The 12,980-nt window shown below is 71.0% G+C and carries 14 protein-coding genes; 3 read left to right on the top strand and 11 right to left on the bottom strand.

The window, feature by feature from the left end:
• The first annotated feature begins 150 nt into the window (after positions 1–150).
• Positions 151–477 carry a hypothetical protein gene (locus D7V97_RS10170; RefSeq protein ID WP_120610417.1) on the top strand — a complete coding sequence of 109 codons (327 nt, stop codon included), beginning with the start codon at positions 151–153 and terminating at the stop codon, positions 475–477.
• A gap of 5 nt (positions 478–482) precedes the next feature.
• On the opposite strand, the gene D7V97_RS10165 is transcribed toward D7V97_RS10170, so the two are convergent.
• Complete coding sequence (locus tag D7V97_RS10165; RefSeq protein WP_120610416.1) at positions 483–1,469, bottom strand: aldo/keto reductase; 987 nt, start codon at positions 1,467–1,469, stop codon at positions 483–485.
• A 290-nt stretch (positions 1,470–1,759) separates the two neighbouring features.
• On the opposite strand from D7V97_RS10165, the gene sppA reads away from it, so the two are divergent.
• Complete coding sequence (sppA, locus tag D7V97_RS10160; RefSeq protein WP_120610415.1) at positions 1,760–3,556, top strand: signal peptide peptidase SppA; 1,797 nt, start codon at positions 1,760–1,762, stop codon at positions 3,554–3,556.
• Positions 3,557–3,580: 24 nt separating this feature from the next.
• Here the strand turns inward: sppA and D7V97_RS10155 are convergent, their stop codons facing one another.
• Positions 3,581–4,141 (bottom strand): cysteine dioxygenase family protein, encoded by a 561-nt coding sequence (locus D7V97_RS10155; RefSeq protein ID WP_233582629.1) that lies wholly within the window; start codon positions 4,139–4,141, stop codon positions 3,581–3,583.
• Positions 4,142–4,428: 287 nt separating this feature from the next.
• Between D7V97_RS10155 and D7V97_RS10150 the strand changes: the two genes are divergently transcribed.
• Complete coding sequence (locus D7V97_RS10150; protein ID WP_120610413.1) at positions 4,429–5,469, top strand: general secretion pathway protein GspE; 1,041 nt, start codon at positions 4,429–4,431, stop codon at positions 5,467–5,469.
• A 41-nt stretch (positions 5,470–5,510) separates the two neighbouring features.
• On the opposite strand, the gene D7V97_RS10145 is transcribed toward D7V97_RS10150, so the two are convergent.
• From D7V97_RS10145 to rpmH, 9 genes are all read right to left on the bottom strand, one after another.
• Positions 5,511–6,119: a Uma2 family endonuclease gene (locus D7V97_RS10145; protein ID WP_120610412.1), complete on the bottom strand. Its 609-nt coding sequence runs from the start codon at positions 6,117–6,119 to the stop codon at positions 5,511–5,513.
• A gap of 77 nt (positions 6,120–6,196) precedes the next feature.
• Positions 6,197–7,678, bottom strand: coding sequence for a tRNA modification GTPase (locus tag D7V97_RS10140; protein ID WP_120610411.1), 1,482 nt, complete (start codon positions 7,676–7,678; stop codon positions 6,197–6,199).
• Complete coding sequence (locus D7V97_RS10135; protein WP_120610410.1) at positions 7,675–8,826, bottom strand: hypothetical protein; 1,152 nt, start codon at positions 8,824–8,826, stop codon at positions 7,675–7,677. Before D7V97_RS10135 ends, D7V97_RS10140 begins: the two co-directional genes overlap by 4 nt.
• Positions 8,827–9,008: 182 nt before the next feature.
• On the bottom strand, positions 9,009–9,236 hold the full coding sequence (locus D7V97_RS10130; protein WP_120610409.1) for a hypothetical protein: 228 nt from the start codon (positions 9,234–9,236) through the stop codon (positions 9,009–9,011).
• Positions 9,237–9,296: 60 nt separating this feature from the next.
• Complete coding sequence (locus tag D7V97_RS10125) at positions 9,297–10,097, bottom strand: hypothetical protein (protein WP_120610408.1); 801 nt, start codon at positions 10,095–10,097, stop codon at positions 9,297–9,299.
• The gene (yidC, locus tag D7V97_RS10120; protein WP_120610407.1) at positions 10,094–11,917 is read right to left on the bottom strand and encodes a membrane protein insertase YidC; all 1,824 of its coding nucleotides are present in this window, start codon (positions 11,915–11,917) and stop codon (positions 10,094–10,096) included. The genes D7V97_RS10125 and yidC overlap by 4 nt, the downstream gene beginning before the upstream one ends.
• Before the next feature lie 52 nt (positions 11,918–11,969).
• Positions 11,970–12,188, bottom strand: coding sequence for a membrane protein insertion efficiency factor YidD (gene yidD, locus D7V97_RS10115; protein WP_120610406.1), 219 nt, complete (start codon positions 12,186–12,188; stop codon positions 11,970–11,972).
• The gene (gene rnpA, locus D7V97_RS10110) at positions 12,185–12,604 is read right to left on the bottom strand and encodes a ribonuclease P protein component (RefSeq protein ID WP_120610405.1); all 420 of its coding nucleotides are present in this window, start codon (positions 12,602–12,604) and stop codon (positions 12,185–12,187) included. The genes yidD and rnpA overlap by 4 nt, the downstream gene beginning before the upstream one ends.
• Positions 12,605–12,618: 14 nt before the next feature.
• Entirely contained in the window at positions 12,619–12,771 is a 153-nt protein-coding gene (gene rpmH, locus D7V97_RS10105; protein WP_120537283.1) for a 50S ribosomal protein L34, read from the bottom strand.
• Between the last annotated feature and the right edge of the window lie 209 nt (positions 12,772–12,980).

Here is a 12,980-nt window from a genome sequence, read left to right as displayed (position 1 = left end):
GAGCATCTCCGTGCCCCTCGCTAGGTCCTGCTCCGCGCTTCCAACCTTGGAGGTTGTCCGCTATCCTGGCGTGGATCCGCTCCGGAGCACGGGCGGCAGCCCATGTCAGGATGGGTTGATAGGAGACCCGCTCTCCACAGGAGGAACGGAATGGCGACGGCGACGGGCGGGGATGTGGTGATGAAGCTCCTGCAAGAGTTTCGCGAAATGCAGGAGGAGGCACGGGTCCAGTACGCGCGGACGGACCGGGCCATGGAACGGGTCACCCGGCAGACCCAGATGCTTGCCGAGCACGTGGAGAGGCTCGCCACGGAGCTCTTCTCGCTCACGGTGGAAGTGAACGGCATCAAGCGCGTGCACGGGAAGATGTTCGAACAGGTGGGCCGCACCCTGAACCGGCTCGCGGAAGCCCAGGCGTCCGACCGTCAGCGCATCGACACGCTGGAGCTGCACGCGGACGGAGCCGGGAAGCCCTGAGCCCGTCAGACGTGGGTCTCGCCCAGGTGCGCTGTGGCGCCCCCGTGCAGCGCGTCCTCCAGCTCGCGCAATTCCTTGGGGGTGAGCCGGAAGTCCCCGGCGTGGATGAGGCCATCCACCTGCTTGCCATTGCGCGCGTCCACGATGGCGGCGGTGACGGCGGGATGCCTCAGCACCCAGGCGATGGCGACCTCCGCCGTGGAGCATCCATGCCGCTCACCCAGCCCGCGCATGCGCTCCACCAGGGCCAGGTGGTGCGACAGCCTGGGCTCCTGGAAGCCCGGGCTGTAGCGGCGCCAGTCGTCGTCCGGCAGCCCCCGGATGTGTTCGCGCGCCATCGCCCCGGTGAGCAGTCCCGATGCCAGGGATGAGGACACGATGACGCCGATGTTGTTCTGCTGGCAGAAGGGCAGCACGTCCTGCTCGATGTCGCGCTGGATGAGCGAGTAGGGCGACTGCAACGACGTCACTGGGGCAATGCGCTGCACCTGTCTCAACTGGGAGACATTGAAGTGGGACACGCCCAGCCAGCGCACCTTGCCCTGCCGTTGCAGCTCCGCCAGCGCCGTCCAGCCCTCTTCCATTTCCGCCGTGGAGTCCACCGGCCAGTGCAGCCGATACAGGTCAATGGCATCCACCTTCAGCCTTCGCAGGGACGCCTCGCACTCCCGGCGCACCGAGTTCGCCTTGAGCACGCGGTGGACGTCGCCCCGGTCATCCCAGACCATGCCGCACTTGGTGAAGACATACGGGCGCTGGGTGCGGCCCTTCAGCGCCTTCGCCACGACCGCTTCCAGGTGTCCCAACCCATACACCGCCGCGGTGTCAATCCAGTTGATGCCCGAATCCAGCGCACGCTGGATGGCTTCAATGGATTGCGCGTCGTCCTGCGCGCCCCAGGCGAACGCCCGGCCCCCACCGCCAAGGGCCCACGCGCCGAAGCCCAGCACCGTGACGTCCAGGTCGGAGTTGCCCAACCGTCGCTGCTGCATCCCATGCCTCCCGGGGCGGACGGGGAAGAGGAGCGCGGGCGCCCGGCTGCCGCCCGGGTCCTGGCTCGGGACCGTTGTGCCCCCTCGGGGACGGTGTGCACCCCACCGGCCGGGGCCCCGGGCGTGGCGCCGGCCCGCCTCCCATCCACCGGGACGGGCGGGCGCCGCCTCGTTGTCGGCCTGAAACCCGTGCGTGGAAGGCAAGCATCGTCGCGCGCGTGCGTTGGTGGTAGGCCGCCCGGAGTCGGGGGGCCGTCCCTCGGGCACATGGACACCAGGAGTCCTTCCGGATGAAACGCTTCTTCATCGGCGCGCTGGCCTTCATTGGAGCGCTGTCCGTCCTCTTCGTGGTGGGTGTGGTGGGGTTGTTGATGCTCGCGTCGGCGAGCAAGCCGGGCGTGCCTTCCAACCTGGTGCTGGAGCTGGACCTGCAGCAGCCGCTGCCGGAGTACACGCTGGACACGTCGCTGGCGGGGGCCTTCGGGGACGCGCCCACGTCGCTGCGAGACGTGGTGGAGGGCCTGGAGCAGGCCGGCAAGGACCCCCGGGTGAAGTCGCTGGTGGTGCGGGTGGGGCAGCCGGGCAGCTCCGCGCAGGTGCAGGAGCTGCGGGACGCGGTGAAGGCCTTCCGCGCGACGGGCAAGCGGGCGGTGGCCTACGCGGACGGCTTCGGGGAGGCGGGCAACGGCACCGGGGCCTACTACCTGGCGAGCGCCTTCGACTCCGTCTTCATCCAGCCCTCCGGGGACGTGGGGCTCACGGGCCTCGCGCTGGAGACGCCCTTCGCGCGCGACGCCTTCGAGAAGTTCGGCGTGAAGGCGGAGTACGGCAAGCGCGCCGAGTTCAAGAACGCCGTCAACACCTTCACCGACAACGCCTACGGCGCCGCGCAGCGCGAGGCCACGGAGGCCTACGGCGGCAGCCTCTTCCGCCAGGTGGTGAAGGGCGTGGCCGAGGGCCGCAAGCTGACGGAGGACGAGGTGCGCGCCCTCATCGACCGCGCGCCCTTCATGGGCCAGAAGGCCGTGGACGCGAAGCTGGTGGACGGGCTGCGCTACCGGGATGAGATCTACGACGAGCTGAAGCAGCAGGCCGGCGACGGCGCGCAGTTCCTCTACGTGGACAAGTACCTGGAGCGCGCGGGCCGGCCGAACCAGACGGGCACGACCGTCGCCCTCATCTACGGCGTGGGCGAGGTGTTGCGCGGCAAGAGCCAGTCCAACCCGCTCTCCGGCGGACAGGTGATGGGCGGCGACACGGTGGCAGCGGCCTTCCGCAAGGCGGTGGAGGATCCGAACGTGAAGGCCATCCTCTTCCGCGTGGACAGCCCGGGCGGCAGCTACTCCGCGAGCGACACCGTGCGCCGCGAGGTGCAGCGCGCGCGAGAGGCGGGCAAGCCGGTCATCGTCTCCATGGGGACGTACGCGGCCAGCGGCGGCTACTACGTGGCCATGGCCGCAGACAAGATCGTCGCGCAGCCGGGCACGCTGACGGGGAGTATCGGCGTGTACAACGGCAAGTTCGTCACCGCGGACTTCTGGGCGAAGTTCGGCGTGAACTTCGACACCATCGCCTTCGGCCGCAACGCGACCTTCTCCAGCACCGACCTGGACTTCACCCCCGAGCAGCGCACGCAGTTCGAGGCCGAGCTGGACGACATCTACCTGGACTTCACCAGCCGCGCGGCCCAGGCGCGCAACATGCCGCTGGAGAAGCTGCAGGCGGTGGCGAAGGGCCGCGTGTGGACGGGCGAGGACGCGCTGGAGCGCGGGCTGGTGGATGCGCTCGGCGGCTACGCGAAGGCGCTGGAGCTGGTGAGGGAGGCGGCGAAGCTCTCCAAGGACGCCCCGGTGCGCCTCCAGGTGTTCCCGCGCCCCAAGGCCACCGGCCAGGTGCTGTCGGAGCTCCTGGGCAAGAACGACGCGGACAACAGCGACGACGACGCGGCGGGAGCCCAGGCGGGCGTCGCGCCCCGGGTGCTGGAGCAGGTGCGGGCCGTGTACCGGGTGGGCGCGAAGCTGGGGCTCACGGAGCAGGGCCCCGAGGGGCGCATGCTGTACGCCCCGATGCCGGAGCTGCGCTGGTAGGCGGCCGCCGCCCGAATCAGACGTTCAGACGTGCAGGGGCAGGCTGGCGCGGCCTTCGTTGGGCCGCACCGGCCGCCCGAAGATGCTGTGGTAGCGCAGGGCGTGCGTCGCGCAGCGGTGGCGGCGCGGGTCGAAGACGAGACAGTTCGCCACCGGGCCGGCGTAGACGTGCAGCGTCACGCCCGGGGCGCTGGTGGAGCACACGCGGTGGATGGACGCGCCGCTGTCGCGGAAGTCCACGTGGCCCGCGCCCACCGGGCCCACCCGCTCCGGGGTGCCGAGCCGCGCGACGCCCGGCGCCTTGCCGCCCTCCAGCAGGGGGTAGTTCTCCAGCAGGAACTCGCCGCGCTGGACGCTGAACCAGCACTCCTGGCCGTCATGGTCGTGGATGGGGGAGGACACGCCCGGCGACCAGCAGTTGACGATGATCTCCAGCCCCTCGTCCCGGTGGACGAGGTTGCGGGTGTAGCGGCCCGGCAGGAAGTGCAGGTAGGGCTTGAGGCTGGCCGGCTCCACCTGGAACCCGGCCAGGGCCGTGTCCACGCCCTCCAGACCTCCGGGGGACGCACGGCGCGCGCGGAGCATCCGCACGAATTCTCTCAGGCACGCATCACCCATGCTTACAGGCTAGGAACGTCTCCGACAATTGGCCACCCTCAGGTCTACCCATGAACGTCTGCTTTGTCGTCCCCCCTTCAAGGATTGAGGCTTCGTTCGTTGAAGGACGGCAACCCCCGGGAATCACGGGCGGGGCGTGGTAACCCTGCAGGCTTTGGTTTAGCTGTAATTTTACACTTCTCTGCGGTAGAGGGAAGTGAGTGGTGGCAGGTCGACCCGGCCAGAGCATCGAGGGGGGCCGAGGAGAGCACGCAATGAAGCAGCGTTTGGGGGACATCCTGCTCGCTCGGGGTGTGGTGGATGCCATGCAGCTCCAGTCGGCGCTCGCGTACCAGCGCAAGTGGGGCGTGGCGCTGGGGCAGGTGGTGGTGGACCAGCGCTTCTGCACGGCGGAGGCGGTGCTGTCCGCGTTGGCGGCGCAGTCCGGGGTGGGGTCGGTGGACCTGGACGCCCAGCCGCTGGACGCTTCGCTCGCGAAGTGGATCCCCTGCAAGGTGGCGGAGGCGCACCGGGTGGTGCCGCTCCGGCTGGAGGGCCACGGCCCCCGCGACACGGCGCTGGTGGTGGCCATCGCGGCGCCCGCGAGCCTGGCCGCGCTGGACGTGGTGAAGAGCGTGTCCGGCAAGGCGCGCGTGGTGCCGCTGCTGGCCACGGACGCGGCGCTGAACCGCGCCATCGGGCGGCTGTACCGGGGCGAGCCGGCGACGCCCCAGCGCCGTCCCGGCATGGAGGGCTTCTCCCTGCCCGAGTGGGACGAGTCGCTGCCCCTGGTCATGGGCACGTCCCTGGCGGAGCTGACGAACATGGAGGCTCCCGAGCCGAGCCGCGAGCCTTTCAGGGAGCCGAGCCAGGAGCATGAAGCTGGGGCGCTCCCCCTGCTGACGCCCCTGGAGCCCGCGTGGATGCCGCCGGTGCGCGAGGCGCGGCTGCCGGTGCGCGAGGCGCTGCGGGAGCAGGTGCTGGTGTACGGCTGGGGCGCGGAGGCCGCGGCCGGGCTGGTGAAGGTGTTGGGCGCGGAGGGCTTCACGGTGAAGGTGGCGAGCACCGGGGACGTGTGCGCCGCGGGGGAGACGCAGGTGGTGGTGGCGCCGCTGCCCGCGATGGAGGTGCTGGCCCAGCGGCTGCGCGCGCAGGTGCTGGTGGCGGGCAAGAACCCGGAGCGGGACCTGCCCCGGGCGCAGGCGGTGCACGCGCGGGGCTTCCTGGCGGCGCCGGTGGATCCGGATCTGCTGCTGCGCGCGGTGCGGCGGCTGTCGCGCGCGGCGGACGAAGCGCGCCTCAAGCACGCGAGCTGACGGGTCCGGCGGCAGCTTCCGGGCCCTGATCCGTTCACGACTCAGGGCACCGCGAGGAGCCGGGGCAGCTCCTCCGGCACATCGGGAAGCCAGAGTGCTCCCAGCTCCAGGGGAACGGAAGGGAAGGGCTCGGCGCGCACCAGGGCGTCGTCCTCGTGGCTCGCGGTGAGGAGCCAGCCGCGCTTGACGCGCTGGTAGACCTCCAGCGTGCGCGCGAGCGGATCCACGAGCCACACGAAGGAGACGCCGGCCCGCGCGTACAGGGGCAGCTTGCGCGCCCGGTCCAGCCCGGTGGTGGCGGGGGTGAGCACCTCGCAGACCCAGTCCGGCACGAGGTTGAAGAAGCCGGTGCCCGGCTCCGGTGGGGCGGCCACGCGCTCGCGGCGCCAGCCGGCCAGGTCGGGCACGAGCAGGTCCTCTCCCAGGTGCAGCTCCGGGGCCCGCAGGAAGCACCAGCGCCCGTTGCCGCCCCGGCGCCGGTCCAACCGCTCTCCCAGCTCCACGCCCATCATGAAGGCCGCGCGCGCGGGCGCCACGGAGGGGCGGGGCGAGGCCACCAGCTCGCCATCGAGGATTTCACCCACCCAGCCCGACGGCAGCGCCGAGAGCAGGGAGTGGGAGGTGGGCTGAAGGTGCTGAAGTGCCGTCATGAATCCTCGGGGAGCGCCGGGTAACGCGAGGCATTCTAGGGAGGGGTCTGACATGCCGGCCGGCGCCCGGCGAGGGGCTACTTCCCGATGCAGAAGCGCTGGAAAAGGGTGTCCAGAAGGGCATCGGACACGCTCGTTCCGGACACTTCGCCCAGGGCCTCCAGCGCGAGTCCGACCTCGCCGGCGAGGACCTCCAGGGTGGACACGCGCGACGCCTCCTCCGCGCGGCCCAGCGCCTCGGCGGCGCGACGCAGGGCGTCCGCGTGGCGCTCGGAGACGAGGGCCACCGCGGAGGGCGTGCCACCGCCCCACAGCCGCGCGAGCACGGAGGTCCGGAGCGCCTCCACGCCCTCTCCCGTGAGCCCGCTGACGCGCGGCCCGGGGGAGGGGAGGGGAGGGGCGGCGACATGCACCGGGCCCGCATCCACTGCCGGAGCTCCGGAGCCCGGTGCTTCCGCGGGCACCGGGCCCGCTCGCACTGCGGGAATCACGACCGAGGTGGAGGCTCCGCCAGGGGCCGTGCCGCTGTTCCTCCGCACAGGCGTCACGGGAGCGACATCGCACTTGCCGGTGACGACGAGCACGGGCGTGGCGCCGGCCTCGCGTGTCCACGACGTGGCTTCGTCCTCGGACGCGTCCGGTGGCAGCACGAGCACCGCCAGGTCCACGGCCGCGAGCAGGTCCCGCGTGCGCGCGATGCCCAGGGCCTCCACGCGGCCGGGGGCCTCGCGCAGGCCGGCGGTGTCGTAGAGCGTCACGCCCAGCCCGTCCCATTCGGCGCGGGCCTCCAGCGCATCGCGCGTGGTGCCGGGCTCGGCGTCCACGAGCGCGCGGTCCTCGCCCACCAGCCGGTTGAACAGCGTGGACTTGCCCGCGTTCACCGGACCGAACAGGGCCACGCGCGCGCCCTGGCGCACCAGCCGTCCGCGGCCCACCTCGGCACGCAGGGCCTCCGCTTCCGCGCGCAAGGCGGTGACCCGGGGACCGGCCTCCGCGTCCGCGCCTTCCGCCTCGTCGGGGAAGTTGAGGACGCCCTCCAGGTCCGCGTGGAGTTCGCGCAACGGATCCTCCAGCGCGCGGATCCGCTCCGCCAGCGCTCCGGACAACCCGGCCGCGGCGGCGCGCACGGCGGCCTCTGAATCCGCCGCCACCAGGTCCGCGACCGCCTCCGCGCGGGTCAGGTCGATGCGGCCGTTCAGGAACGCGCGCCGGGTGAACTCACCGGGAAGGGCAGGGCGCACCCGGTCGTCCTCCAGCGTCCGCGCGAGCAGCAGCCGCAACAGGCGCGGACTGCCATGCGCCTGGAGCTCCACCACGTCCTCGCCCGTGAAGGACTGGGGCGCGCGGAAGTAGAGGAACAGGCCCTCATCGAGCACACCGCCCGCCGCGTCCACGAACGTGGCCAGGTACGCATGGCGCGGCGTGGGCACCTCCGGAACACCGGGCGCGAGCGCACGGCCCACCGCCAACGCCGCCGGCCCTGACAGCCGGAGGATGCCCACCGCACCGGCCGCGGGCGCGGTGGCGAGGGCGACGATGGTGGCGGAAGGGGGCGTCATGGAATCGGCGGCGTGTGGCACTGGGCGTCGAGCGGCGTGGTGTCCGTGGGCGTGGTGTCCGTGGCGGTGAAGACGCAGACCGCGGTGGCCCCGTCTTCAACCTTCGGCGCGGGACGGATGAAGGAGTGTGACAGCCGGACGCGGGCCCCCGACTTCACATACATGCCCGCGGTGAAGCCCTCGAGGGAGGACTGATCAACACCCACGCGACCGAACGGCCACGTAGAGCTGGAGTCCACATAGAGCGCGTACGCGGCCGAGAAAGAGGAGAGGCTTGCCCCCGTCAACAATCGACTGGAGCGCACGGACACTTCCATCGAGCCAGCATGCACCGCCGCGGTCAGGGTCGCGCCTCCACCAAAGGCCTCCGAGTCCACCAGGGTGACGTTGCCGCTCTTCACATCCAGGCCGAAGGCCCTGGAGCTCTCCCGCCCATTGGCCCCGAGCTGCATCCGGAACAGGTTGGCCCCACCATTGACGACGCTCAGCCCCAGCGTCTCCGTCACGCCCGGGCCGCCCTGGGCATTCGACCGGGAGTCCTCGACGGTGACGGTGCTGCCCTGGATGTGGGTTCCCACCACCGTCCCGGTGTCCGAGGCGGCCCACACCGTGACCCGTGAGACGGTGTTGCTTGCCCCGTCCTGATAGATGAGGCCCGCCGTCAACTGCTTGCCCTGAAGCGCTTCCACCCGGACGTCGCTCACCGCGAAGCCGACGCCTGTGTTGAACAGCGCGACGGATTGATCACCGCCCCCCGTGTTGCCCACGTACAGGTTCCGCAGCCCCGCGCCCGCGGCGCCGACCACGGTACCCTTCCCCCCGGTCGAGGACACGAGGCGTGAGACCCGGGAGTTGCTGCCCTCCAGGTACACGCCCGTCTTCAACGTCAGTCCCGTGCTGCCCAGGTCATAGGTTCCCGCGCCGAGCTTCAACACCCAGGTCTGCGAGCCCTCCGAAGGCACGGCCTCCACCGCGGCCCGCAGCAGCGCCCCGGACTCCAGGGCGGTGCCACCCAGCGGGATGACCCGGATGTGCGCGGCCAGGTACAGGTCGGCGCCGGGGGCTCCACTGCCCGGTTCGCCCTTCGGACCCGGCTCCCCGCGCTCGCCCTGCGGCCCCGGGACTCCGGGCGGACCAGCCTCACCCACGGGACCTTGCGCGCCTGTCTGCCCTTGTGGCCCCGGCGCTCCCACGGTCCCCGCGTCCCCCTGCTTGCAGGCGGACACGCACAACAGCAACGACAACACCCCACGACGCACGGACGGAAGACCCAAGAACAGCACCCCCTCAGCTTGGAGGCCTGCACTCTTATCCGTGAAGCCGTCCGTGACTAGCGGGGCCCCTGCGGCGGGGTGGATCCCCGGGCGGCGCGCTCCACATCGTCGCGGTGTGTCTCGATGTACTTCTCCACCTCGGCGTCGTCGACCTGCAGGTCGCGCAGCACGCCCGGGTAGACGAAGCGGAAGGCAGGGGACTCCTCGTCCCCGCGCAGGCGGAAGCTCATCTTCAGCACCGCCGCGCCGTACAGCTTGTCTTTCAAACCCTTCGACTTACCCATTCGCTCCTCTGGCTCCCAGACGCCCGCCGGCGGCTTGGACGGGCCCTTCCGGGCACCCGCTCAAGCGTCGACGTCGTCCTCGTCGTCGTCCGGCAGCAGGCTCCGCTTGGGCATCGGGGCGGGCTTGGCCGGAGTGAACACCACGCGCCGGTTGCGGCCCTCGCCTTCCGCCGCCACCTTCACGCCTCCTACTCCTTCTACTGCCCTCAGGACGCGCGCGCGGTCCTCAGTCTTCATCGCGGCGAACGCATAGAAGCGCCCCAGGCTGGCGGACTTCTCCGCGAGCTTGCGGACGGCCTCCCGCAGCACCGCATCCTCCTCGCACTGCACCGAGCGCTCGTCCGCTTCCGAGCCCCCCTTCGCCTGCGCCTGCACGGCCTTGGGCGCCGGCTGCGCCTGCTGACCCCGCGCCCCACGGCCCTGCGGCTGCGCGGCGGGGGCCTGCGCCCGGGCGGCCTGGGCCGGCGCCGGAGCCGCCGCCACCTGGGCCACGGTCGCCGTCGGCGCGGAGACCGGAGCCTGGGGAGCCTGCTGCTGTCCGGGCTCGCGGCGCGGCCGGGGCTCCGGATGCCCGTTCGCGCCCAGCATCACCCACCGGCGTTCGACACCGGGGCGGTGGAGCATCTTGTTGAGCAGGAACTGGAGCGAATCCAGCACCTGGCTGCGCTTGCCCGGCTCGACGCCCGGAGGCGGTCCGGCTTCGAAGTGGAGCGCCACGGACAGGCTGCCGTCGGCGGCGTCCTGCAAGTCCAACCGGGCCGGGTACCCCATCAGCCCGAGGATGTCGGTGAGCAGCCGCTCCACCCGGGGGCGGAAGTCCGCTCCGCCCGCCCCGCCCTGCGCTCCCTGCGTCCCGCTCACTTGCGTTTGCCTCCCCCGGCGGTGACCACCGCCGGTGTCCCGCCGCCCGACTGGTTCTTCTTGCGGTCCAGCCACTTGCGCAGGCCGTACTGCTGCCCGATGGAGAGCACGTTGTTCGTGAAGATGTAGAGCGACAGGCCCGCGGGGTACTGGAGCAGCGTGAAGGTGAAGATGATGGGCATCACCCAGGTCATCATCTTCGCCTGCGCCGCATCCATCATCTGCGGCTGCATCTTCTGCGTGATGATCATCGACACGCCCAGCGCCAGGGGCAGCAGGTACGTGGGGTCCTTGTACGTGAGGTCCCGCCAGATGGGCCCGATGAACGGCTCGCCGTAGATTTCGAAGCTGTTGCGCAGCGACGTGAACAGGGCGATCCACACCGGCATCTGGATGAGCAACGGCAGACAGCCGCCCAGGGGGTTCACCTTCGCCTCCTGGTACAGCTTCATGATCTCCAGGTTCTGGCGCTCCTTGTCGTCCGCGAACTTCTTGCGGATCTCATCCATCTTGGGCTGCAGCACCTTCACCGCCTCCATGCTGACCATGGAGCGGTACGTGAGCGGCAGGAGCGCCAGCTTCACCACCACCGTGAGCAGGATGATGGAGAAGCCCCAGTTCCCCACGATGCCGTGGAAGAACTTCATGATGGCGAGCAGCAGCTTGCAGACCACGGCCCAGATGCCGAAGTCGACCGTGTCCTCCAGGAGCGGGTGGAACGGGGTGGTGGACAGGCCCGCCACGGTGCGCAGCTCCGCGCCGGGCACCGGGCGCAGCAGCTCCGGGTCCTTGGGGCCCAGGTAGCCGCCGAAGCGGAACGTCGCCGTCCCCCCGGGGCCCACATTGAGCGGGAAGCCCGCGGACACTTCGCGCGCGGTGGGCGAGGCGGTCAGCGTGCAGTGTCCGGCGAGCGCCCCGTCCAGCGGGTAGAGCGCGGACAGGAAGTACTGCTGGTCGATGCCGAAGAAGGCAATCTGCCCGCGCGTCTCTTCCGGCGGCTTGTCGCCCGGGGACAGCTTGTGGAGCTTGTCGTCCACCCAGCACGCGGAGCGGCTCAGGTTGCCCACGCCGCCGAAGAAGGACGGCGCGTGTTCGAACTCCGGGTCGATGGCGCGGCTGTAGTGCAGCTTCAGCTCACCCGTCTGCGCCTGGGCGGAGGTGTTGCGCACCTGGAGCGTGTAGGCGAACTCGAAGCCCTCGCGCGGCCACAGCACCGTCTTCGTCACCTCCCACGGGCCCTGGCGGCCGGTGAAGGTGACGCTGCCACCCGGGCCGGTGGCGCCCTCCTGCACCGCGTAGCGGGTGTTCGCCGCGAGCGGCGCGCCGCCCTCGATGGTCACCGCGAGCGGCAGGGGCTGGCCCTGCACCGGGTGCGCCACGTTCATCTGCGGCGGCGGGGGGATCTCCTTGCCGAAGAGCTTCTCGAAGCCCTGCTTCACGGTGAGCGACTGCTGCTCCCGCATCTTCACGCCCTGGAGCACGGCGGAGGTGAGGCCGGCGCCCTCGGAGGAGAAGGTGTACTTCACCTCCGGCCGGGCGAAGTCGGCGGTGCGCACGGGCGGCGGCGGGGTCTCACCGGCCTGGGCGGGGGTGCCTGCGTCCTCGGCCATCCCCGGCGGCGGCACGGCGGCGACTCCGGGCGTGCCCGCATCCACGGTGCCTGCCACCTCCACCCCGGCATCCGCGCCCTGGACGCCCTCGGGCGTCTTGGGGGCGAAGAAGAAGGTGTAGGCAGCGGTGGCCGCGAAGGAGAGGGCGAGCGCCAGGAGCAGCCGCTTCTGCGAATCGTTGGACTGGGGCGACAGCGGGTCGTTCGTCATGGATTTCCCTCTGCCGGCGGCGGAGGGCCGGGGGGCAGGCGGAAGCAAACCGTCAGGGGACGGGATCGAATCCGCCGGGGTGGAATGGCTGGCAGCGCAGCAGGCGCCAGACGGTGAGGGCGAAGCCCTTCAGGCCCCCATGCTTCTCCAGCGCCTGCATGGCGTAGGTGGAGCAGGAGGGATGAAACCGACACGCCTTCGGCAGCAGCGGCCCCAGGAACCGCCGGTAGAAGCGGATGGGCAGGGCGATGACGAAGGCGAGTGGACTCATGGGGCTGGCTCTTTAGGAGGCACCGGAGGCGCCGGAAAGAGCCGTTGCAGCTTACGGGTGACGCCGTCGAACGCACGGGAAACTTGAGCGAAGGAGGCTTCCTTCGCCGAGGAGCGGACGACCAGGACTACGTCGAGACCGGGCGGCCATTGCCCGCGTCGCTTGCGGAACAGCTCGCGCAGCACCCTGCGAAGACGCGCGCGCACCACCGCGTTGCCCACCTTGCTGGAGACGGTGAGACCTACGCGGGAGTGCGCCCGGTTGTTGCGTTGGACGAGCGCCAGGAGGCAGTCGGACGGTAGCTTCTGACCGCCCTCCTGGACCTCCAGGAACTCACGTCGCTGAAGCAGGCGAAAGGCCTTGGGGAAGCGCTCGCCGGTTGCCTGAGGCACCCGCGGCGCCGCTCCCTCGGCCATCACACGTGCGCCAGTTACTTCTTGAACGACGACACCACCAGGCGCTTACGGCCCTTCGCGCGGCGGCGCTTGAGGACATCCCGGCCGGACTTGGTGCCGTTCCGCTTGCGGAACCCGTGGGCGCGGTTGCGCCGGATCTTCGACGGCTGGTACGTGCGCTTGGACACGACTACTCCCTGAGAGCTGAAGGCGGCGCCCGGAACTCCCGGCGCGACCCGTACATTGGAAAGGGGGCGTCCGTAACCCTATTTCCTGGACAAGTCAATCACAGGATCACCCTGACCCGGGCCTGTAGCTGTGCGCCGGGGGACGCGGGCGATCCTGTAGGAAAAGGGGGGAGGGGGCAAGGAACGTGATCCGCGGTCCTCACCGGGGC

The organism is Corallococcus sp. CA053C (assembly GCF_003611675.1).
GTDB lineage: Bacteria > Myxococcota > Myxococcia > Myxococcales > Myxococcaceae > Corallococcus.
Note: the sequence above shows the minus strand (reverse complement) of the source record. Positions and strands in the feature narration are given on the sequence as shown.